Origin of the sequence: Marinobacter nitratireducens (genome assembly GCF_000708045.1) — a bacterium.
Lineage (GTDB): Bacteria > Pseudomonadota > Gammaproteobacteria > Pseudomonadales > Oleiphilaceae > Marinobacter > Marinobacter nitratireducens.
Genome location: NZ_ANIE01000005.1, coordinates 273,473 through 294,860, shown reverse-complemented (window position 1 = coordinate 294,860; position 21,388 = coordinate 273,473). Strand labels below are relative to the sequence as shown.

Genomic DNA, 21,388 nt, shown 5'->3' with positions numbered 1-21,388 from the left:
TTCCGTCTTATCGTTTTCCCGGACCTCTATTTTTCCGGCCCGAACAGTTCGAGTTCATTGAGCATTGCCACACCGCGCTCGGAATGGACACGCAAAACAGCAGACCGCCCCTGCCCTTCACGATCAAGGTGAATCTCCAGATCCGGCTCAGGCAATAGTCCGTGCCCCCGTTCCGGCCACTCAATCAGGCACAGGCTTTCACCAGAGAAATAATCACGAATACCCATGTATTCCAGCTCCTCCGGGTCTCCCAGACGATAAAGATCGAAATGGTAGGCCGGCGGCTGCAGGTCCTCGTATGGTTCAACAAGCGTGTAAGTCGGGCTTTTGACCGCACCTTCATGCCCCAGACCACGCATGATCCCACGGCTTAACGTGGTTTTACCCATACCCAGATCACCATCCAGGTAAATAATCAGACCATGGCCGGATTTGCTGATCAGCTGTGCCAGTTCGCGGCCGAGCTTCTCGGTCTCACCTTCGCCTTCGAGGTAGAGCCGGCGCTCATTCCCGAAAATCGTCATTATTCAGACTCCTTAAAGACCGAAGGAAGCGCATCAATCACATCGGTCGGCAGCAATCCCATGTATCCCTTTTCCCCGGAAGCACGACAGGCTGCCTCAATGTGCGCACAAGCACCAATGACGGCAGCTCGGGTGGGTTCCCCGGTTTGCGCGAACAGCGCACCGATCATACCAGCCAGGACATCTCCCATGCCCCCCGTCGCCATGCCAGGATTGCTGCCACTGACAATATCCACGGCGTCGGCTCCCGAGGCAACCACGGTTCCCGCTCCCTTCAGGAGCACCGTTCCACCGTAGAGCGACTGCAGCTTTTTAGCTGCCGCTACTCTGTCCGCCTCCACCTCCGGCACCAGACACCCTAACAACCTCGCTGCCTCTCCCGGGTGAGGTGTCAGGATATGCTCATCTGCGCGAACCGGCACCCGGGACGACATCAAGTTCAGTGCGTCAGCATCCAGAACCCGAAGCTTGCCGCTGGCGATAACCTGCTCCAGCATCTGTTGCCCCCAGGCGCCTCTCCCGATACCCGGGCCACAAACTACGACATCAGTACTCTCCAGCAGAAGCGGCAGTTCCGAGCCATGGATCACGCCATGAACCATGACAGAGGGACACCGCGCCAGAGCTGCTGATACATGCTCTGGTCTCGTCGCAAGCGACACAAGACCCGCCCCCGAACGACCGGCCGCCTCTGCGGCCATCAATCCGGCACCGCCAAACCCCCGGTCACCGGCGATCACCAACACATGGCCGAAACGCCCTTTGTGCGCATTCGCTGGCCTTGCGGGCAGCCATGTCATGGTTGATGACCAATCCCGACGAATTCCTGCAGACTGTTCGCCGCTTTGGGCTGCTCCGTCTTCCACACCAAGGCTGTCAAATTCTACCGAACCGGTGACTGCTGGCCCCTGCCCGGTAAAAAGACCAATCTTGAGGCCGATGAATGTGACCGTCATATCGGCGTTAACAACGTCGCCCTCGGCTGCTCCGGTTGTCGCGTTCAACCCTGACGGCAGATCAACGGCCAAAACCCGTGCTGACGAACGATTGCAGCGTACGATGAGACCGGCAAACGGTTCTCTCGGCGCGCCTGCGACCCCAGTTCCCAGCATTGCATCGACGATAACACCGGCGTCGAGAAACAATTCATCCAGCACCGCCTCATCAAGCTCGCCCAGGGCTGACACAGCCACACCATCGTCCACGGCCCTCTGCCAGGCTTTGCGAGCATCACCGGACAACTTCTCCACCGCTGCCACGGCAATACAGCGCACATCAAGCCCATGTCGCCGGGCATTGGCTGCCACCAGATAACCGTCACCACCATTGTTCCCGGCACCACAGAGAACCAGCATGGGCCCACACTCCGGCCACGTCTGCACGAGCCTGCGGAACGCCGCCCGGGCCGCGGCCTGCATCAGTTCAAAACCGTCAACACCTTGCTGATCAATGACATATCGATCAATTGCGCGCACGGCATCGGCGGAAAACAACGCGTCTGGTAAACTGCTCACAGCGGACGACGCCATGCGCCTGTGCTCCCGTTACAGAAACCGGTTTAAGAAAAATGGCCAGATACCTGTAAAGCATAGCAAAACAGGCAAAAAGGTCATAACTTAATCAGATTAATTAATAGCAGGGTGGATGCCACCCCAGCAGCCACGTTCATTAGGCCAGATGACAGCACCCTCCAATACAACGCTCCCAGACCAACGGCTGGAAAAACTGACCGCCGAAATCCGTACCTGGGCCAGGGAACTGGGATTTTCGGATATCGGAATCACTCTGCCTGATACTGGCGTGCATGCCCGGCGTCTCCAGGACTGGCTGAGCAAAGGTTATCACGGTGATATGGAGTACATGGGTCACCACGGCGACAAACGCTACACCCCGACCTCACTGGTACCCGGAACCGCTCGTGTCATCTCGGTACGCATGGATTACCTGCCCGCTCCAGACAGCCCGAAACAAGCACTCACTAACCGGGAAACAGCCTACGTTACCCGCTACGCGCTCGGCCGCGATTACCACAAGCTGATTCGCAAACGGTTAGCCACACTGGCCAGTCGAATTGACGAAGCCGTCAGTGGTTTCGATTACCGCGCCTTTGTGGACAGCGCGCCTGTACTGGAGCGAGCTCTTGCTCAGCGAGCAGGACTCGGCTGGATAGGCAAGAACAACATGCTGATCCACCCAAAGGCCGGTTCATTTTTCTTCCTGGGCGAGATCTTCACCAGCGCACCGCTGCCAATCGACACCCCTTTCGACACAGACCACTGCGGCAGCTGCTCAGCCTGCCTGGATCTGTGCCCGACTGACGCTTTCGTCGGCCCCCACCTGCTGGACGCCAGACGCTGCATCAGTTACCTCACCATCGAATCGAAGGGCACTATCCCGGAAGAACTACGCCCTTTGATGGGCAACCGCGTGTTTGGCTGCGACGACTGCCAACTGGTCTGCCCGTGGCAGAAATTCAGCAAACCCACCCGGGAAACAGATTTCCAACCAAGACACAGGCTCGAAAACAGCTCGTTGGCGGAGCTGTTTCTCTGGACTGAGGAGCAATTTCTGAAACGTACAGAAGGTTCGGCAATACGCCGGACAGGCTACGAAGGCTGGCTAAGAAATCTCGCGGTCGGCCTTGGCAATGCCCCATCCACCATCCCTGTGATAGAAGCCTTGAAGAAAAGAGCAGACCATCCGTCAGAGATGGTCCGCGAACACGTGCTGTGGGCATTGAAGCGCCACGGCATCAACTAGCCGCACTTACAGCTTGAAAAACTGCTCCCGGTAATGACGCAACTCGTTGATGGAATCCCGAATATCATCCAATGCCAGGTGACTGCCCTGCTTCTTGACACCTGCCAGAACATCCGGCCGCCAACGCCGCGCCAGCTCTTTGATGGTGGACACATCCAGGTTCCGGTAGTGGAAGAAGGCCTCCAGCTTCGGCATATACTTCACCAGGAAGCGCCGATCCTGACCGATGCTGTTACCGCACAGCGGTGATTTACCCGGCTCCAGGTACTTGGCAAGGAAGTCCAGAGTCTGCTGCTCCGCTTCTGCCTCTGAGGTTGAACTCTCTTTCACCCGCTGGGTTAGCCCATTGGCACCGTGGGTGTTGGTGCACCATTCGTCCATCGCATCCAGCAGACTGTCGGGCTGATGCACGGCGATCACCGGGCCTTCCGCTACGAGATTCAACTCTGAATCGGTGACGATGGTTGCTATCTCGATAATCCGCTCTTTTTCCGGATCTAGGCCGGTCATTTCGAGGTCGATCCAGACCAGACGATCGTTTTCTGCCATGGTTTGTTGCCTTCTAAACTTGGGTGGAGGTGGCACTGAGAACCGTTCTTCCGAGAACCGCTACGAGCACATCCATGTGCGCTTGACTCCGGCCATCCATGGCCTCCGACATTCTCGGAAGAACGGTCCCCAGCGCCACTCAAACGTTTGGCGTTGCTTGCCGAGTGGTATAGCGCGCCGAACATTGGAGTTTCGCGTATGATGGCACACCAACGGTAAAACTTTCATCAGGTTATCTGACCAGTTTATGGCGAAGCGTCGACTCAACAAGCAGCAGCAATTCCGCATCCGGAAAGTCCAGGAAGAACGGGCCGCCCGCGCAGCCCGCAAGGAGAAAGCCATTCAGGCCCAGGCCGAAGCGGGCGAGCTCGGGCCGGAGCAGGAAGGGTTAGTCATTGCTCACTACGGCCAGCAGCTTGATGTTGAAGGTCTGGAAGGAGAAAACGCCGGGAAAGTCGTGCGCTGTTTTGTCCGCGCCAACATCGACAGCCTGGTCACCGGTGATCGGGTAGTCTGGCGCCCCGGGCAGAATGAAACCGGGGTAATTGTCGCTCGCTGTGACCGACAGAATCTACTGCAACGCCCGGATAACTTTGGCGCCCTGAAACCAGTTGCCGCCAACATCGACCACATCATTCTGGTGATCGCACCAGAACCGGAACCTCACGATAGCCTGATTGACCGCTATCTCGTTTCGTCTGAGATAACGGACATTCCGGCGGTGATCCTGCTCAATAAAACCGACCTGATAAACGATGACAACCGCGAGCAGATAAACGCCCTGCTCGCCCGCTATGAGGCCCTGGGCTACCAGATTGTACGCACCTCTGCCGCAGAGTCCGGTGACAAACCATCGCCCGAGGTCGAGGCTCTGGTGAAGGGGCAAACGAGCGTGTTCGTGGGGCAATCCGGTGTTGGCAAATCGTCAATTATCAAGACCCTGATGCCAGATGAAGTGATTCGTGTCGGTGCAGTTTCAGAGGCCACTGGCAAAGGCGTTCATACCACAACCACAGCGAAGCTGTTCCATGTCCCAATTGGCGGCGAGCTGATTGATTCGCCGGGCATACGGGAGTTCGGTCTCTGGCACATGACGCCCCAGGAGATTGAATATGGTTTCCGGGAAATCCGGGAGGAGATCGGCCACTGCAAGTTCCGCAACTGCCGTCATATGGGGGATCCCGGATGTGCAATTGACGCTGCCGCCAAGGCGGGAAGAATCAGCCCGGAAAGGCTACGGAGCTTCCACCGTATCCTTCAGGACATGGCTGAGCAGCAGGCTCGGGGACTGAAAATAGACTGAAACTGCTGGACTCACCAACTCAACTCGCCGGGCTGCGGCTCCGGCTTCTCCTCCAGCCAATCTCCGCTTTCCAGCTTGTCTCTGGCTTGCTGTTGCTCCGCCTCAGACGGCTTCGTGAGATCAATCAGAGGCTCGCCACCACCGGCACTTGAGCGGATGCCCTGAGCGGTTTTCTTATTCAGCACAATGATGGAAATTCGGCGATTGACCGGGGCATTCGGATCTTCCTTATCGAACAGCACCGAATCACTCAAGCCCACAACCCGCGCAATCTGGGGAGCCCGCACACCACCGGCCACCAGCGCCCGGCGGGCGGTGTTCGCGCGATCCGCTGACAACTCCCAGTTGGTATAGCCCGGGCGCCCGCTGAATGGCGTTGAGTCCGTATGGCCGGTGATGCTGAGTTTGTTATCCACCGAGCCCAGAGTCTTGGCCAGCTCGAACAGGATGTTCTGGGAATAGTACTTGAGCTCTGCCCGACCGCTGTCGAACATGGGACGGCCCGATCGGTCCACAATCTGGATTCGCAGCCCCTCATCGGTGATGTCGATCAGCAGCTGATCCTTGAACTCCTGAAGCGTCTGGTTCTGCTCGATACGATCCTTCAATTCCTGAAACAGCTCCTGCATCCGACGCTGCTCAAGGGTTTCGGACAGCTCATCGACAACCTCATCCTCAATCTGGATCTGGCTACGCTCGATGTCCATCGACGATTCTTTCACGACGGACGCGCTGCCTTCCAGATCCACGGGGTTAGGCGAACCGCCTTCGGTAAACCCAACCGGGTCCTTGAAATAGCCCTCCACTGCGCGCTTCTGCTCCGGAGACGCAGTGGCCGTGAGCCAAAGCACCAGGAAGAACGCCATCATGGCGGTCGCGAAGTCCGCAAAAGCGACTTTCCAGGAGCCACCGTGGTGGCCGCCTGCAACCACCTTCTTGCGCTTGATGATGATCGGCTGGTCTTCCAAGGGTCAGCTCCGGTTCGTTTAACCAGTTACTTTGAGCGAACGTGGTCGTTGAGCTCCTGGAAACCGGGACGCTTGTCCGTCGGCAGAGCCTTCCGGCCAAACTCAATAGCCATCTGCGGCGCCTGCCCGGACACCGTTGCCACAAGCGAGGACTTCACGCACTCATAGGCTTTAAGCTCGTATTTGGCGGTGTGTTCCATCGATATCGACATCGGTCCGATAAAGCCATACCCCATGAAAATACCCAGAAAGGTACCCACAAGAGCCGCCGCAACACTCAGACCAATTCGCTCGGGCCCCTCCGAAAGAAAGTTCATCGTGATTACGATGCCCAGCACCGCGGCCACTATCCCCAACCCCGGCAGGGCATCGGCAATTTTGTTTACCGCGTGGGCCGGCTCTTCCAGTTCGTGCTGCCGACTGTCTATCTCATTCTCCATCATGCCTTCGAGTTCATGGGTCGCCATGTTGCCGGCGCTGATGATTCGCAGGTAATCCGTAATGAAGGCCAACAATTCTTTGGATTTCATGATAGCCGGGTAGCGACTGAAAATCTGGCTGGACTCGGGGTTGTCGATATCCTCCTCAATCGACATCACGCCCTGCTTCCGGGATTTATCAAAGATTTCGTAGAGGAGACTCAGCAGATCCATGTAGTAGGACTTGTTGAAAGGCGATCCTGTCAGCAGCCGCATGCCGGCCTTGAACACTTCCTTGATCGTATGCACAGGGTTCGCGATAACAAAGGACCCCGCAGCCGCGCCGAAAATAATCAGTATTTCCGTCGGCTGCCAGAGAACCAGGAGATTCCCGCCGTGGAGAACGTATCCGCCCATCACACAGGCAAAAACGACAACTGCACCAATAATGAGAAGCATGAAAAGAACTAACGCCCTTGTAATTTCTGGTTATCGACGGAAGCCGGACAGATTCTCCGGAAATATGTCCAGATAATAGCAAGGCTCCCGCTCAACCGCGAAGCCATGAAACAATTTCTATACACTGGCCAGTCTTTGCTAAACTTCGCGCCTTCAAGCGCAAAGGGTCACCCATTAATGAAAGATAAACTGTTTGTTCTGAGCCAGTACCTTACTCCGCAGCTGGCGGTATCCCGCCTTGCCGGCCGTCTGGCTGACTACGATAGAACACCGGCGCTGAAAAATCGCGTCGTTAAATGGTTTATCGACCGGTACGGCGTCAACATGAGCGAGGCCCTGGAATCGAATCCGGAAGCCTACCCGAGCTTCAATGCGTTTTTTACCCGCGAGCTGAAACCGGGCCTGCGCCCGCTTGCTGGTGGCGACGAGACCTTTGTCAGTCCGGTGGATGGGGCCATCAGTCAGTTGGGCCAGGTAAACGAGGATCGGATCTTCCAGGCCAAGGGACAGTCGTTCAGCCTGAACGAGCTTCTCGGAGACGACCAGCGCCTGACCGGGGAGTTTGCGGAGGGCGAATTTGCCACCATCTACCTCTCCCCCAAAGACTACCATCGCATTCACATGCCGATGGCCGGCACCCTGCGGGAAATGATTCATATCCCCGGCAAACTGTTTTCGGTTAACCCGGTCACCGCAGAGAATGTCCCCAACCTGTTTGCCCGCAATGAACGTGTGGTGTGCATTTTTGACACGGCCGCCGGGCCCATGGCCCTTGTGCTGGTCGGCGCAATGATTGTGGGCAGCGTGGAAACGGTCTGGAATGGGGTCGTTGTCCCCAGCGGCAATCAGGTCACAGCCACCCGCTACCAGGGGGAAGACGCCAGAACCTTCGCCAAGGGTGAGGAAATGGGCAGATTCCGGCTGGGATCGACCGTGGTCATGGTCATGCCTAAAGGCAGTGTTCGCTGGAACGACGATCAGATCGCTGGCAAGTCTGTCCGCATGGGCGAGGCATTCGGCCGTCTCGACTGATCGGTCAGGGGCCGTCAGGCCCTTTCAAACGGGAAGCTCAAAACCTCGGCAATATCCCGGGTGCCAAGCTTGAGCATCAGTAGGCGATCCAGCCCCAGGGCCACACCGGCGCAATCGGGCAGGCCAGCTTCAATGGCTGCCAGAAACGCCTCATCCTTTGCCATCGCTGGCTTTCCGGCTTGCTCACGCAAGTGGTTATCAACCTCGAACCGCCGACGCTGCTCACAGAAATCCGTCAACTCCCAATACCCGTTGCAAAGCTCGAGACCATCAATATACAGCTCGAAACGGTGAGCCGTTCGCTCACCGTTGTGCTCAGAGGTCCGGGCCAGGGCTGCCTGTGAAGCCGGGTAAGCGGTAAGAAATTCCGGACAGGCACGCCCCAGATTCGGCTCCACCACAAAACTCATGATCAGATCCAGGCAGCCATCTCGGCCCATATCTGCCAATTGCGCCGGATCAAGCCATTCCTCACAACGTTGCTTCAGCGCCTCGTCGGAGATTTCAAACGGATCTACCTGGGCCAACGTGATGAGGGCATCCCGATAGGTCAGCTGTTTCGGTCTGTCACAGTCGAGCCAACCACAGACCAGATCCGCCACCTCATTCATCAACGCCTGATCGTCGAATCCCGGCCGATACCATTCCAGCATGGAGAATTCAGGGTTGTGGCGACTCCCCCTCTCGCCATCACGGAAGACCTTCGAGACCTGAAAGATCGGCCCAGAGCCGGCCGCAAGAAGGCGCTTCATGTGATATTCGGGGGACGTCTGCAGCCAGCCACCACTCTGGCCCTGCACAGACACATCGGCGGAAATACTGTCGAGATTGAGATCAGTAACGCCATGCCGACCGAGCACCGGGGTTTCCACCTCAAGCACGTCGCGATCAGCAAAAAAGCCGCGCACATAGGCAAGTTGCCGTGCACGGCCTTTCAGCGCAGTCTGTTCAGCCGTTGGCCGCCAGACAGGTAAGGTCATAACCGGATCAGCTGCTTTTCACGCGGCCGACATACTCACCGGAGCGGGTATCCACCTTGAGAACTTCGCCGATGGTGATAAACAGCGGTACATTTACGACCGCACCGGTGGACAGAGTGGCAGGCTTGGAACCACCCTGGGCAGTATCACCTTTCATCCCGGGATCGGTGTCAACAACTTCCAATTCGACAAAGTTCGGCGGGGTAACACTCAGAGGCGCGCCGTTGTAGAGAGTGACGGTGTATACGTCCTGCTCCTTGAGCCATTTGACGGTATCACCAACAGCCTTGGCATCAGCCGCGTGCTGCTCAAAGGAACCGTCCGTCATCATGAAATGCCAGAACTCACCGTCGGTGTAGAGGTATTCCATATCCAGATCGACAACGTCTGCGGCTTCCAGGCTCTCACCGGATTTGAACGTGCGTTCCCATACCCGGTTGGAATTCAGGTTACGCAGTTTCACGCGGTTGAAGGCCTGCCCTTTGCCCGGTTTGACGTACTCGTTCTCGAGGATGATACAGGGATCGCCATCCAGCAAAACCTTAAGACCACCGCGGAATTCATTGGTAGAATATGAAGCCATGAAATGTCCACCTGACAAAATGCTGTTAAAAAATGAAAGGTCGCTATGATACAGCGAACCCCTGCTCGTATAGAAGCCCACCTTGCAGACGACACCACCAACTGGCAACAACTGCTCTCCGAATCGGTAACGTCACCCGAGGAATTGCTGCGTCGGCTCGACCTTCCTGCCTCCCTGCTGGAGGGCGCCAGAGCGGGTAACAAGCTCTTCCCCATCCGGGTGCCAGAGCCCTTTCTGGCGAGAATAAACAAAGGCGACCCCTCCGACCCCCTTCTCAGGCAGATCCTGCCCCTGACAGAGGAAACCGAGGTCGCCCCCGGGTTTGTCAACGATCCTCTCCGTGAAAATGTGGCCATTCAGTCAACCGGACTGATCCGAAAATACAGAAGCCGGGCTCTGATAATGGTCACCGGACAATGCGCCATCAACTGTCGATATTGCTTTCGTCGTCACTTTCCCTACGAGGAGCAACGCCTCTCGCCGGAGGATCGTCAAGCCGTTATCGATACTCTCGGGTCAAGTCCTGAAGTCAATGAGGTGATTTTCAGTGGGGGAGATCCTCTGGCGGTTAATGATCGCCTGCTCGAACAATGGGTAAAAGCCCTGGGTTCCGTGCCCCATATTCGCCGGCTGCGAATCCATAGCCGGCTCCCGGTCGTGATTCCCCAGCGGGTTTGCGACAGCCTGCTCAAATGGGTTTCCAGGGCGCCGTTCAAGATCATCATGGTGCTGCATATCAATCACGCCGCCGAAATTGATCACAATACCCGACGTGCCCTGGGCTATCTGCGTGCAGCTGGTGTTACGCTGCTGAACCAGAGCGTCATTCTCAGGGGAGTTAACGACAAGGTCGACGTTCTCGAAGCGTTGAGCGAGAGTCTGTTTGATGCGGGCGTGTTACCCTACTACCTACATGCCTTCGATCCCGTCAGCGGCGCACATCACTACGACGTATCAGACGAGGAGGCACGACAACTCGTCCGGGGCATGCTCGCGAGACTGCCCGGCTTTCTGGTCCCGAAGCTCGTCAGGGAAATTCCCGGCGAACCTAGCAAGACACCGATCAATCTGTTCCCCTGAGACGAGAACATTCGGTGCATCTCGTGATCTCGTTCTCAGAACGGCTCCAGTCAACATGTCAAACATTGTCAACTGGTGAACTTTTCGCTTTTTGCGACAGGTTTGCTATTTTAAAGTTCAGTAATATACAGCGATAAAAATATGTATTTACGGAGTTTTCGGGATATGGGTCCGCACAAAGGTTCATCGCCAGGACAACTTAAGTGTGCTCCAAGGTCCCGAACAGTTGTCAATGGCGTGAACTCAAGGAAGGCATGGAAGGCATGACTCTTAAACCAGAACTGCGAGTCCCAGAACAGAAGACGGCAAGCCTGTCGTTTTGCGACACCACGCCGAAAGCCTTTCGAGGATGGGTTGACCAGCTCCCCATGGCCAACATCGGTGAAGTCTCGCGCCAGCTCTACCATGCCATTATTGAGCTTAACCATTTGTTCATTGCCCCCCAGCAACGCCTGCAGCTCCTGGAGCTGGTTCGGGAAAAGATTCACTTCGTATGCAATGAACTGTCGCGGCACTATCTGGGCCTCGCCGTTGCACTCCCGGAGAAGCAACGCAAGATTGCCAACCTGGCCCAGGCACTGCAGTTACACCTTGCATCCGGTTACAAGCTTTGCGTTCTGGAATTTCTGGACAACGGTGGCCTGGAGAAAAACCGAAAACCGATTGCCACGGTGACCCACCGAGCGATCTCAGAGCTTGGTGCGACGATACTTCGGTCCCACCAACTCTACTGCCCGAGCCCCGCACAGAGCTGGCTGGAATGTCATCGGCTGTTCCGGTTTGCCCATCGCAACAAGCTCGGCAACCTTCAGGTAGACGACGACACACTCCAGTACCGTCGTTCAAGCTCCGTCTCAGACAGCTACAAACGGGTTCTGTTGCTCGGGTGCTCGCGCCCCAATCAACTTCGTCAGCCCGAGCTCATCCAGGCCTATGAGTTGTTCGAAAACTGGACTGATTTCACCAGCTGTGGTCCCGATAACAGCACCGACAGCCTGTTTGTCGTCAACCTGGAGAAAGATACCCCACCGGTCTACCGCAGCCTGCTTGATCAGCAACCCGGTGAAGAAAGCTTTGGATTTGATACACGGGATTTGTCCTCCAGGGTTTCTGACGCACTGCACGCACGTCGAAATCGCACGGATCAGGCCAATGAGCTTCAGATTCCTGCCAAGGTCAGTGACACTCTCCTGACTCACCTGAGCCAGGCATTGGGCATTCTGGCCAAACGGAACTTTAATCGCATCGCGAGCCAGGGCACCCTGGAGATCTGCGTGGGTCTCACTGCCGCCCACTACTTTATCGCCGGTGAGAAAACATTCACCGAGTTCGTCAGTGGAAACGACAGCAACCATACGGACGATGATAATCTCTTTATGCGCGCCTCCCGGAAGAAAGAGGATGCGTGGGCCGGCGCCCATGATGCAGGCCCCAGCGACAGCCCCAGACAGGCCGCTGATACCCCAATCAACTTCCACGGAGCCATGGGAACAGCACCGAGCGAGGTTGCAGAGAAGAACAAGCCAAACTCGCACCATGCCCTGCTGATCAATACCAGCCCCGGAGGTTACTGCGTCGCCTGGGAGACCAATGTGCCTGCTTCATTGCAGGCAGGTGAAGTGCTTGGCGTCCGGGAACAGAATACCCACCCCTGGAGCGTTGCTATTGTGCGCTGGATCCGCCAGATCAAGAATCAGGGCACCCATGTCGGTATCGAACTGCTGGCACCCAGCGCATCACCTTGCGGTGTCAGACTAATCCAGAAAGTTGGCAACAGTAGCGAGTACTTGCGGGGGCTGCTCTTACCGGAAATCAGCGTGGTGAACCAGTCGGCAACACTGATCACTCCGAGACTGCCATTCCAATCAGGCAGCAGGATTTCCATGCTCCACGACGGGCGCGAAGATCAAGGACAGCTTTCCAAGAAGGTTTCAGCCACCGGCAGCGTCAGCCAGTTCGAGCTTAAGCTGCAGAACGAACAAGCTCTGACCCCGACACCAACCCCGGCAGGACCCTCAGGCGCCAGCGAAGACGAATTCGACTCGCTCTGGCCATCCCTGTAAAGATCGAACTGACATCAAATTCAGAGCATTCGGCTTGCGGCCAGGGTTGTTATTGCAACACAACCCCTTCATCATTCAGCGTAAGTGAACGAGTACTTTACGAGACACCCAACGAATGCAGAAGAAGAACGCGACCGTACACCTGCTGATTCTTGACCCATCCCAGAATGATGCTGAATCATTGGTCAGCCTGCTCCGCAACTCTGGCAAGGCGACCAGGGCCCACAGAATTACCTCAGAAGAAGATCTTGAGGAAACCCTGAAAGCCGGCAACTGGGACTTGCTGCTGGCACGGGACATTGAGCAGGAATTCACCGCCGATGACGCCCTGGCCATGATTCGACGCATGGACAAGGATATTCCCTTCATTCTGCTCACAGAAGATCAGAGCCGTGAGCGCAAAGTGTCGGTCATCAAGGCAGGGGCTCAGGATACCGTTCCGGCCGACTACACGGACCTCCTGGTCCTCGTGGTTAACCGGGAACTGGCGGCACTGGATGAACGCCGGCGGCGGCGCGCGCTGGACTCACATCTCAGGGAAGCAGAACAACGCTGCCAGCTTCTTTTGGAGAGTTCCAAGGACGCCATTGCCTACATCAATGACGGCATGCATATCTACGCCAACCAGTCCTACATGGAGTTTCTTGGCTACGATGATATTGACGACCTCATCTGCATTCCGGTGCTTGACACGCTGACTCCCGAGAGCCAGGACAAGTACAAGGAATTCATGAAGTCATTCGCGGAAAAGCGCGAGGATGGCATGAGCTTCAACTGCACCGCGCGCCGCAGCGATGACCAGGAACTCAGCGTCACCATGTCCGTTTCGGCAGCCACCTATGATGGCGAGGCCTGCACCCAGATTGTACTGCAACCCGAGCACAGCGATGCAGAGCTGGAAGAAAAGCTGCGCCAGATCAGTAGCCAGGACCTCCTAACCGGACTCTACAACCGCCAGCATCTTATGACGGCTCTGGCGGAGAACATCGCCAAGGCCGGCAAAGACAACGAATCCGGTGCTCTCGCTTACATCGCACTGGACAACTTCATCAGCATGAAAGGCCAGGTGGGCATTGCCGGCGCCGACCTTCTTCTCGGCGACCTGGCCAACCTTCTCAAGGAACAGGCGGGCGAAGACGTAACGCTTGCACGACTGAGCGACGATGCGTTCTGTTTCATGGCCCAGCCCAGTGATGAAAAGACCATGGCCGCTCTGTGCGAGAAGGTCAGGAAGGCCATCGAGGATCATCTGTTCGATATCAATGACCGCACCGTGCAACTCACCGTCAGCATCGGTGTCGCGGCGATAACAGAGAACTCCCCGAAAGCAGAAGAGCTCATGGGCCGAGCGCATATGGCGTCTTCGGAAGTTCGGAAGCAGGAGGGGCACGCCCAGGGCAACGGCGTACTGGTATACAACCCGGCAGACCACGAGTCCCTGGACGAAAATAATTCCGTCGAAGCGATCCAGAAGGCCCTCGAGGAAAACCGCTTCAAACTGCTGTTCCAGCCGATTATCAACTTGCGCGGCGAAGGCGAGGAGCACTACGAGGCCTTTGTGCGAATGCTCGACAAGGACGATCAGGAAGTGTCGCCGTACGACTTCCTGCCTCCGATGGGGCCTTCCGACACCGCGATCAAGATCGACCGCTGGGTCATCCTGCAAACCATCAAACAACTTTCGAGCCACCGCTCCCGGGGACACGATACCCGGCTGTTCCTGAACATTACCGCGGAAACTCTTCAGGACAAAACCTTCACTCCGTGGCTCAGCGTTGCTCTCAAAGCAGCCCGCTTGCCGGGTGACTCCCTGATTTTCCAGATCCGGGAGGGAGACGCCAATAACTTCATGAAGCAGGCGAAGGAGTTTACCAAGTCCATCCATGAACTCCACTGCAAGCTCTCCATCAGTCAGTTCGGCTGCGCGCTTAATCCGTTCAATACCCTCAAACACATCGAGACAGATTACGTAAAGATCGATGGGTCGTTCACCGAAGAAATACAGAAGAACGACGAGGCGAAAGAACAGGTAAAAGAGATGGTCAAGAGCCTACAAAGCGCTGGCAAGCTGACCATTATCCCTCTGGTGGAAAATGCCGGGGTGCTGGCAACGCTATGGCAGGCCGGGGTGAACTACATTCAGGGTTACTACCTGCAGGCTCCGGTACCGGAAATGAACTACGATTTCGGGGATCAGTAACCCCGGGAGCCAGAGTCAGGTTCAGAAACAATAAAAACGGCGCCATCTTGGCGCCGTTTTTTGTGGATGGACTAAAAGCCGGACTTTTCGAGACTCTGATTGGTCTCGCTTTCGCGGAAACCAATCAGGTAAAGAATGGCGTCCAGGCCCAGAGTCGAGATGGAATGGCGAGCCGATTCCTTCACCAGGGGCTTGGCCCTGAATGCCACGCCAAGGCCGGCCTGACTCAACATTGGGAGGTCATTGGCACCATCACCAACAGCGATGACCTGTTCACGGGAAATATGCTCTTTCTTTGCGATTTCCTGCAATAACTCGGCCTTTCGCTTGCCATCCACAATCTGGCCCGCAACTCGCCCGGTGACCTTGCCATTCTCGATCTCAAGCTCGTTGGCATAGACGTAATCAATACCCAACTTGCTCTGCAGGTGTCGCGCAAAGTAAGTAAAACCGCCGGAGAGTATGGCTGTCCGGTAGCCAAGCCCCTTAAGGCTGCGAATCAGGTGCTCCGCGCCCTCGGTCATTTTCAGTCTCGCCGCGATACCCTCCAGCACAGACTCGTCCAGCCCCCTGAGCAACGCCAATCGCTCCGCAAAGCTCTGACTGAAGTCCAGCTCGCCCTGCATGGCACGCTCGGTGATTTCGGCAACCTGCTCGCCAACGCCAGCCTCCATAGCCAGTTCGTCAATGACCTCCGCCTCAATCAGCGTCGAATCCATATCGAAAACCACCAGACGGCGGTTGCGGCGGAAAATCGAGTCTTCCTGGAACGCAATATCCACATTCATCTCGCCAGCGATGTGGAGGAAGTCGGCCCGAAGCGTTTCCAGATCCGAGGGGGTGCCCCGAACAGAAAATTCGACACAGGCAATCCGGTTCTCGGACGGATTCAGCGAGGGGCGGGCAGACAGGCGGGTGATGTTATCGATGTTCAGCCCGTGGCGTGCGGTAATCGCCGAGACCCGGGCAATCTGCTCCGCCTTGATGTCCCGGGACAGCAGCGTCACGATGTAACACGCACGGTTACGGCCGGCAGCCCATGCCTGATACTCCTCCATGGTAATCGGCGCAAAATGCACCTGGAGGTCCAGTGCATGGAGCCGGAACAGCAAATCGCGAATCACCGGTGACGACTTGGACTCGTCAGGGATCTCGATCAGGATGCCCCAGGTCAGGTGATCATGAATCACCGCCTGGCCAATATCGAGAATCCTGACATCGTACTGGCCCATGATGCCGGTTATTTCAGAGGTCAGTCCCGGCTTGTCGCGGCCGGATACGTTAATCAGTACCAGTTCACTCACTCTCGGAGCTCTCCTCTTCCTGAACTCTGGCCGCGGATGGAATCACATCAATGGCATCGACACGCTGCAGGCCTCTTGGCAATTTGTGACCTCTCCGACCGCGCTCGCCAAGATAATGCTCCAGATCACTGAACTGGAGACCCATCTTGCGCTTGCCGGCTCGTATTTCCAGCTGATCGTCCTGGGCGAAGACCGCAAGCGCCACAACAAACTCCTCCCGGTTCATCACCCTGGCCGAGGGAATACTGATGATCTTGTTCCCCTTACCTTTTGCCAGCTGCGGCAACTCGCTCAGCGGGAAGACCAGCATGCGGCCCTCGTTGGACACTGCACCTATGTACAGTTCCTTCTCGGTGTCTGGAATCTCAACGGGCGCCATGATTTTTGCGCCCTTGGGCACCGACACTACCGCCTTGCCGTTACGATTCTTGCTGACCATCTCTCCGAGAGAGGTAACAAATCCGTATCCTCCGTCGGTCACCAGCAGGACTTTTCGGGAAGGCTCACCCATGAGTACGCCCGCAAACGTAGCCCCGGCAATCGGGTTAATACGCCCGGTCAGCGGCTCCCCCTGCCCTCTTGCCGAAGGCAGTGAGTGCGCCATCAACGAATAGGCCCGCCCCGTGGAGTCCAGGAAGATCGCTTGCTGATTGTTGCGCCCCTTGGCCGCCAGGGCAAAACGGTCACCGGATTTGTAGTTCAGGCCTTGTGCATCAATGTCGTGCCCTTTGGCGGCCCGCACCCAGCCTTTCTCCGACAGTACAACCGTCACCGGATCATTGGACACCAGATCTGCGTCGCTGAATGCACGAGCTTCTTCACGCTCGACGATGGGGGATCGGCGATCATCACCGAAAGTCTCGGCGTCTGCGCGCAGCTCGTCCTTGATCAGTTCACGCAAGCGCTCTTCTGATCCGAGGATGGCCTGCAATTCATCCCGCTCGGCCGCCAGTTCGTCCTGTTCGCCACGGATCTTCATCTCCTCAAGCTTGGCCAGGTGCCGCAATTTCAGCTCAAGGATCGCTTCGGCCTGCTCCGGGGATAAACCAAAGCGTGCCATCAATTCCTGCTTCGGCTTGTCTTCGGTTCTGATTATTTCAATGACTTCGTCGATGTTCAGATAGGCAATCAACAGACCTTCCAGGATGTGCAACCTGGAAAGCACTTTATCCAGCCGGTATTGAAGCCGACGGGTTACGGTCTCCTTCCGGAACGCCAGCCATTCGGTTAGAACCTCCACAAGCCCTTTTACACCCGGGCGGCCATCGTTGCCGATAACATTGATATTGACCCGGTAGGTCTTTTCCAGATCCGTACTGGCGAACAGGTGAGCCATCAGGCCGTCAAGATCCACACGATTGGATCGTGGCACAATCACCAGGCGGGTCGGGTTTTCATGATCAGATTCGTCCCGCAAGTCAGCCACCATGGGCAGCTTCTTGGTCTGCATCTGCTGGGCAATCTGCTCCAGAACCCGGGCCCCGGACACCTGGTGCGGCAAGTCCGTCACCACCACTTCACCATTTTCGCGAATCCACCGGGCCCGCATCCGTAGAGAACCCCGGCCAGTTTCGTACATCTGGCGAATGTCCTTTCGGGGGGTGATGATCTCGGCACGGGTCGGGAAATCAGGTCCCTTGATATGCTCACAGAGGTCGTCCACCGTCGAATCCGGCTGATCCAGTAAACGAATGCTCGCCGCGGTTACTTCCCGGACATTGTGGGGTGGGATATCAGTGGCCATACCAACGGCAATGCCAGTGGTACCATTAAGAAGAACGTGAGGCAGGCGTGCCGGAAGCACAGAAGGTTCTTCCATGGTTCCGTCAAAGTTCGGCACCCAATCCACCGTACCCTGGCCCAGCTCGCCCAGCAACACATCGGCAAACGGGGCCAGGCGCGATTCGGTGTATCGCATGGCAGCAAAGGATTTCGGATCATCCGGAGACCCCCAGTTACCCTGCCCATCAACCAGAGGGTAACGATAGGAAAAGGGCTGGGCCATCAAGACCATGGCCTCATAGCAGGCGCTGTCGCCATGAGGATGGAACTTACCCAGCACGTCACCTACGGTACGAGCTGACTTTTTGTACTTGGAGGTGGACTTCAATCCGAGCTCCGACATGGCGTAGACAATTCGCCGCTGTACCGGTTTCAGCCCGTCCCCAACATTCGGTAATGCCCGATCCAGGATGACGTACATGGAGTAGTCCAGGTACGCTTTTTCCGTGTAATCCCGCAGTGAAACCCGCTCAAAACCTTCATCCGTTGTCTGGAACTCTGGCATGGATGCCTCTTTTGCCTGTTTTGAATTCGCCGGTGATGCTACCCTCTGCGCCGCAAATATTCACGGACGTGGTCGCGAGGGCACATTATATGGACGCTTGCCCGGATACACCAATTTCCAATAGCGGAATTCCCGAATGGAGAGGCTGTAATGTGCGCCGTATCCTCACCATCAGCGATATAGAAGGCCGTTTTACCTTTTAAACAAGCGGAACACTATGAGACCTAACCTCAAAGCCTGCGGGCAGGCTATGGCAACAGCTATGGTGAACGCAGTATTGGCCGTTGCATTGATGCTCCTGGTGGAGTTTGCCATCAGCGGCAGCTTCCAAGTACCAGAGCCCTACCTTTGGGCCGGTTTGCTGATCTGGTTGGTTATATTTGCCGGCCAGTTCTGGCGCCAACGCCATCTTTGTAGATCCTGCGAGGAACCGACCAAATCATCCAGGCCCTCACACTGACATAAACCGAGCCCCCCATCCCCGGTTCTTGACCCGGGCAAGCGTTTCCGAAAACCTTCCCAAACCCCGTTCACCGACCGCCAATCCCTGCTATCCTTCTTGGAAAACAGCACAACAAAAAAGGGGTAAATCGTGGAATTTCTTGCACGATTGGGCTTACGTACGAAAATCGCACTACCTTTTATCATCTCGGCTATCGCACTCGTCTTCATTGGGCTGTACAGCGTGCGAACAACAACAGATCTGGTTGAAAGCACCGATAGACTCTCCAGCATATATCTGCCCTCCGTCAGCGAGGTTCTGAATGCTGACCGGGACCTCTACCAAGCCCTGGTTGCCCAGATGGCGTATATCGACACCGCTGCCAACAACCGGGATGGCCGTGAACTCCTGCAAGACTTTGATGAGAACGCCCAACAAGCCTTCGATCGCTTCAAGCAGGCTTCAAACAGGCTTCAGGGCACCGGCGTTGAAGACGCCATCGAAGGGTTTGATTCGGCCTACAAAAACTGGCTGGCATCAGCCAGAAAAGTACTGGACCTGGCCCGGTCCGGAGACATCCGCGGCGCGAGAAATCTGGAGCAGGAAGAAACCAGCGCGCTTTTTTCAGTACTCCGCGATTATTTTGACAAGGTCGGCGCCCACGCCGATGAACAAGCCAACCAGCGGGCATCATACGCCTCTGCCGAGGGCCAGAGCAGTTCCTACACCATTCTGATCATCACGATTGTATCCGTGCTGGCCTCGGTACTGCTGTTCATGCTCTTCCTCAAAGTCATCATCAACTCCATTCAGACGCTTCGATCTCAGCTGGACAACATCGCTCAAGGCGAAGGCGACCTGACTCAACGAGTTCCCGTCAGGACGGAGGACGATCTTGGGGAGCTGGCCAAGAGTTTCAATCTTGTTCTTCAGAACCTCCAGGGGATGATTGGCAACATCCAATCCCTGACTCAAGAGCTCAGCCAGGGTGCTAGCGACCTCGCCACAGCCGCCAACGACAACCACGATGGTGTCGCCAGACAAACCGACGCTATTTCCATGGTGGCGACCGCGATAAACGAGATGCAAAGCGCCATTGAGGAAGTGGCCGGAAATGCAACTCGGGCGGCGGAAAGCACCCAGGAAGCGGAAAACAACGGTCGAACCAGTGCCGAGATTATCCGCAACTCGTCACAACAGGTTCATCGGCTTGCCACCCAAATCGGCAAAGCGGTCGAAGTCATCCGCAAACTGGCGTCAGACTCTGAGAACATCACTTCGGTATTGGATGTAATTCGTGGCATTGCTGAACAGACAAATCTGCTGGCGCTGAACGCGGCCATTGAGGCAGCAAGAGCGGGTGAACAGGGACGAGGCTTCGCCGTAGTCGCAGACGAGGTTCGAACTCTGGCCCAACGAACCCAGCAGTCGACCGAAGACATTCAGACCATGATCACGACGTTGCAGACCGGCGTCGCCGAGATTGTTTCAGTTATGGAGAGCGGCAGCTCCGAGGCGGCAGAGACCGAGAAACTGGCCACCGAGGCCGAATCGCAGATCCAGGGAATTCTTGAAGCGATGACCAATATCAGCGATGTAAACACCAGTGTCGCGTCCGCCACTGAAGAACAGACTCAGGTAATTGACGAGATAAACCGAAGTATTACTGAAATCAACGACCTGGCAGAAACCAGTGCTGAACGATCCAGAGATATCGATGGTATCAGCCGCTCGCTGGAAGGTTATGCGAGCCAATTGCGGGATCAGACAGGCAGATTCCGGGTTTAGCCCGGAATCTGCGCCTTCACCCGGGCATTTTACTGTCGAATGCCTTCAACGGAGATAATAATTTCCACAGTTTCGGAAGCTTTGCCAAGCTCCATGGGAATACCAAAGTCTTTCAGGCGAAGCTCTGTTTCTGCCTCGAAGCCCATCCGGTAGCCGCCCCACGGGTCTTCGCCATGACCGATCATCTCGGCATCAAGCGTCACCTCTTTGGTTACACCTCGCAGCGTCAGATCCCCTACGATATCCGCCTCGCCCTCATCATCAAGCTCCACTCGCTTGCTCTTGAAACTGGCTTCAGGAAACTCATCAACGAACAGGAAATCTTCGCTACGCAGGTGCTTGTCACGCTCAGCATGGTTGGAGTCAACGCTGCTGGTATCGATGCTGACGTTGACCGAGCTGTTTTCCGGATTTGACGCGTCATACACGAACTCACCATCAAAATCGTTGAAACGACCATACAGCCAGCTGTAACCCAGATGCGAAATTTTGAAGGTTATAAACTGATGTGTGCCCTTGCTGTCAAATGCGTAGGTACCGCTGTGATTATCCGCAAAGGCAGTACCAGCCGTTAGCGCCATGGATACTGCAGAAGCGAGCAAAACCTTTTTCATGAACCTCTCCTTTTCATTGAAGGCCCCAGGGGG

The 21,388-nt window shown here is 56.2% G+C and carries 17 protein-coding genes; 7 read left to right on the top strand and 10 right to left on the bottom strand.

Going from position 1 to position 21,388, the window contains the following annotated elements:
• Positions 1 to 26 precede the first annotated feature (26 nt).
• Both tsaE and D777_RS08435 read right to left on the bottom strand, forming a co-directional pair.
• Positions 27 to 524, bottom strand: a complete 498-nt coding sequence (gene tsaE / locus D777_RS08440; protein ID WP_036130571.1) for a tRNA (adenosine(37)-N6)-threonylcarbamoyltransferase complex ATPase subunit type 1 TsaE — start codon at positions 522 to 524, stop codon at positions 27 to 29.
• A complete protein-coding gene (locus D777_RS08435; RefSeq protein ID WP_051669022.1) occupies positions 524 to 2,053 on the bottom strand; it encodes a bifunctional ADP-dependent NAD(P)H-hydrate dehydratase/NAD(P)H-hydrate epimerase in 1,530 nt (509 codons plus the stop codon). Before D777_RS08435 ends, tsaE begins: the two co-directional genes overlap by 1 nt.
• Before the next feature lie 148 nt (positions 2,054 to 2,201).
• Between D777_RS08435 and queG the strand changes: the two genes are divergently transcribed.
• On the top strand, positions 2,202 to 3,284 hold the full coding sequence (queG, locus tag D777_RS08430) for a tRNA epoxyqueuosine(34) reductase QueG (protein ID WP_036130569.1): 1,083 nt from the start codon (positions 2,202 to 2,204) through the stop codon (positions 3,282 to 3,284).
• A gap of 6 nt (positions 3,285 to 3,290) precedes the next feature.
• Here the strand turns inward: queG and orn are convergent, their stop codons facing one another.
• Positions 3,291 to 3,833 (bottom strand): oligoribonuclease, encoded by a 543-nt coding sequence (orn, locus tag D777_RS08425; RefSeq protein ID WP_036130566.1) that lies wholly within the window; start codon positions 3,831 to 3,833, stop codon positions 3,291 to 3,293.
• Between the two features lie 247 nt (positions 3,834 to 4,080).
• Between orn and rsgA the strand changes: the two genes are divergently transcribed.
• Positions 4,081 to 5,136, top strand: a complete 1,056-nt coding sequence (gene rsgA, locus D777_RS08420) for a small ribosomal subunit biogenesis GTPase RsgA (RefSeq protein ID WP_036130562.1) — start codon at positions 4,081 to 4,083, stop codon at positions 5,134 to 5,136.
• 11 nt (positions 5,137 to 5,147) lie between these two features.
• Here the strand turns inward: rsgA and motB are convergent, their stop codons facing one another.
• Together motB and motA are read right to left on the bottom strand one after the other, a co-directional pair.
• Positions 5,148 to 6,104 (bottom strand): flagellar motor protein MotB, encoded by a 957-nt coding sequence (gene motB, locus D777_RS08415; protein WP_036130559.1) that lies wholly within the window; start codon positions 6,102 to 6,104, stop codon positions 5,148 to 5,150.
• Between the two features lie 26 nt (positions 6,105 to 6,130).
• Entirely contained in the window at positions 6,131 to 6,982 is an 852-nt protein-coding gene (motA, locus tag D777_RS08410) for a flagellar motor stator protein MotA (protein ID WP_036130557.1), read from the bottom strand.
• 177 nt (positions 6,983 to 7,159) lie between these two features.
• On the opposite strand from motA, the gene asd reads away from it, so the two are divergent.
• Positions 7,160 to 8,014, top strand: a complete 855-nt coding sequence (gene asd, locus D777_RS08405; RefSeq protein ID WP_036130555.1) for an archaetidylserine decarboxylase — start codon at positions 7,160 to 7,162, stop codon at positions 8,012 to 8,014.
• A gap of 14 nt (positions 8,015 to 8,028) precedes the next feature.
• On the opposite strand, the gene epmA is transcribed toward asd, so the two are convergent.
• Entirely contained in the window at positions 8,029 to 8,994 is a 966-nt protein-coding gene (gene epmA, locus D777_RS08400; RefSeq protein ID WP_036130553.1) for an EF-P lysine aminoacylase EpmA, read from the bottom strand.
• 7 nt (positions 8,995 to 9,001) lie between these two features.
• Positions 9,002 to 9,577 carry an elongation factor P gene (efp, locus tag D777_RS08395; RefSeq protein ID WP_036130550.1) on the bottom strand — a complete coding sequence of 192 codons (576 nt, stop codon included), beginning with the start codon at positions 9,575 to 9,577 and terminating at the stop codon, positions 9,002 to 9,004.
• Between the two features lie 45 nt (positions 9,578 to 9,622).
• Here efp and epmB point away from each other — a divergent pair, with 45 nt between their 5' ends.
• From epmB to D777_RS08380, 3 genes are all read left to right on the top strand, one after another.
• Positions 9,623 to 10,657 (top strand): EF-P beta-lysylation protein EpmB, encoded by a 1,035-nt coding sequence (gene epmB, locus D777_RS08390; protein WP_036130548.1) that lies wholly within the window; start codon positions 9,623 to 9,625, stop codon positions 10,655 to 10,657.
• Between the two features lie 254 nt (positions 10,658 to 10,911).
• Positions 10,912 to 12,720 carry a hypothetical protein gene (locus D777_RS08385; RefSeq protein ID WP_036130546.1) on the top strand — a complete coding sequence of 603 codons (1,809 nt, stop codon included), beginning with the start codon at positions 10,912 to 10,914 and terminating at the stop codon, positions 12,718 to 12,720.
• Positions 12,721 to 12,835: 115 nt separating this feature from the next.
• On the top strand, positions 12,836 to 14,920 hold the full coding sequence (locus tag D777_RS08380) for an EAL domain-containing response regulator (protein ID WP_036130544.1): 2,085 nt from the start codon (positions 12,836 to 12,838) through the stop codon (positions 14,918 to 14,920).
• Between the two features lie 71 nt (positions 14,921 to 14,991).
• On the opposite strand, the gene serB is transcribed toward D777_RS08380, so the two are convergent.
• Together serB and parC are read right to left on the bottom strand one after the other, a co-directional pair.
• Positions 14,992 to 16,224, bottom strand: coding sequence for a phosphoserine phosphatase SerB (serB, locus tag D777_RS08375; RefSeq protein WP_036130540.1), 1,233 nt, complete (start codon positions 16,222 to 16,224; stop codon positions 14,992 to 14,994).
• Positions 16,217 to 18,511 carry a DNA topoisomerase IV subunit A gene (gene parC / locus D777_RS08370; RefSeq protein ID WP_036130537.1) on the bottom strand — a complete coding sequence of 765 codons (2,295 nt, stop codon included), beginning with the start codon at positions 18,509 to 18,511 and terminating at the stop codon, positions 16,217 to 16,219. The genes serB and parC overlap by 8 nt, the downstream gene beginning before the upstream one ends.
• Positions 18,512 to 19,103: 592 nt before the next feature.
• On the opposite strand from parC, the gene D777_RS08360 reads away from it, so the two are divergent.
• Positions 19,104 to 20,741 (top strand): methyl-accepting chemotaxis protein, encoded by a 1,638-nt coding sequence (locus tag D777_RS08360; RefSeq protein WP_036130529.1) that lies wholly within the window; start codon positions 19,104 to 19,106, stop codon positions 20,739 to 20,741.
• A gap of 29 nt (positions 20,742 to 20,770) precedes the next feature.
• On the opposite strand, the gene D777_RS08355 is transcribed toward D777_RS08360, so the two are convergent.
• Positions 20,771 to 21,355 carry a YceI family protein gene (locus D777_RS08355; RefSeq protein WP_036130526.1) on the bottom strand — a complete coding sequence of 195 codons (585 nt, stop codon included), beginning with the start codon at positions 21,353 to 21,355 and terminating at the stop codon, positions 20,771 to 20,773.
• Positions 21,356 to 21,388 lie beyond the last annotated feature (33 nt).

Bases quoted from the DNA above. Each gene is read 5' to 3' on its own strand.
- asd (WP_036130555.1), top strand. From the start codon at position 7,160: ATGAAAGATAAACTGTTTGTTCTGAGCCAGTACCTTACTCCGCAGCTG.
- D777_RS08385 (WP_036130546.1), top strand. From the start codon at position 10,912: ATGGAAGGCATGACTCTTAAACCAGAACTGCGAGTCCCAGAACAGAAG.
- queG (WP_036130569.1), top strand. From the start codon at position 2,202: ATGACAGCACCCTCCAATACAACGCTCCCAGACCAACGGCTGGAAAAA.
- parC (WP_036130537.1), bottom strand. From the start codon at position 18,511: ATGCCAGAGTTCCAGACAACGGATGAAGGTTTTGAGCGGGTTTCACTG.
- epmB (WP_036130548.1), top strand. From the start codon at position 9,623: ATGATACAGCGAACCCCTGCTCGTATAGAAGCCCACCTTGCAGACGAC.
- epmA (WP_036130553.1), bottom strand. From the start codon at position 8,994: ATGACCTTACCTGTCTGGCGGCCAACGGCTGAACAGACTGCGCTGAAA.
- efp (WP_036130550.1), bottom strand. From the start codon at position 9,577: ATGGCTTCATATTCTACCAATGAATTCCGCGGTGGTCTTAAGGTTTTG.
- motA (WP_036130557.1), bottom strand. From the start codon at position 6,982: ATGCTTCTCATTATTGGTGCAGTTGTCGTTTTTGCCTGTGTGATGGGC.
- D777_RS08355 (WP_036130526.1), bottom strand. From the start codon at position 21,355: ATGAAAAAGGTTTTGCTCGCTTCTGCAGTATCCATGGCGCTAACGGCT.
- orn (WP_036130566.1), bottom strand. From the start codon at position 3,833: ATGGCAGAAAACGATCGTCTGGTCTGGATCGACCTCGAAATGACCGGC.
- D777_RS08380 (WP_036130544.1), top strand. From the start codon at position 12,836: ATGCAGAAGAAGAACGCGACCGTACACCTGCTGATTCTTGACCCATCC.
- rsgA (WP_036130562.1), top strand. From the start codon at position 4,081: ATGGCGAAGCGTCGACTCAACAAGCAGCAGCAATTCCGCATCCGGAAA.
- tsaE (WP_036130571.1), bottom strand. From the start codon at position 524: ATGACGATTTTCGGGAATGAGCGCCGGCTCTACCTCGAAGGCGAAGGT.
- D777_RS08435 (WP_051669022.1), bottom strand. From the start codon at position 2,053: ATGGCGTCGTCCGCTGTGAGCAGTTTACCAGACGCGTTGTTTTCCGCC.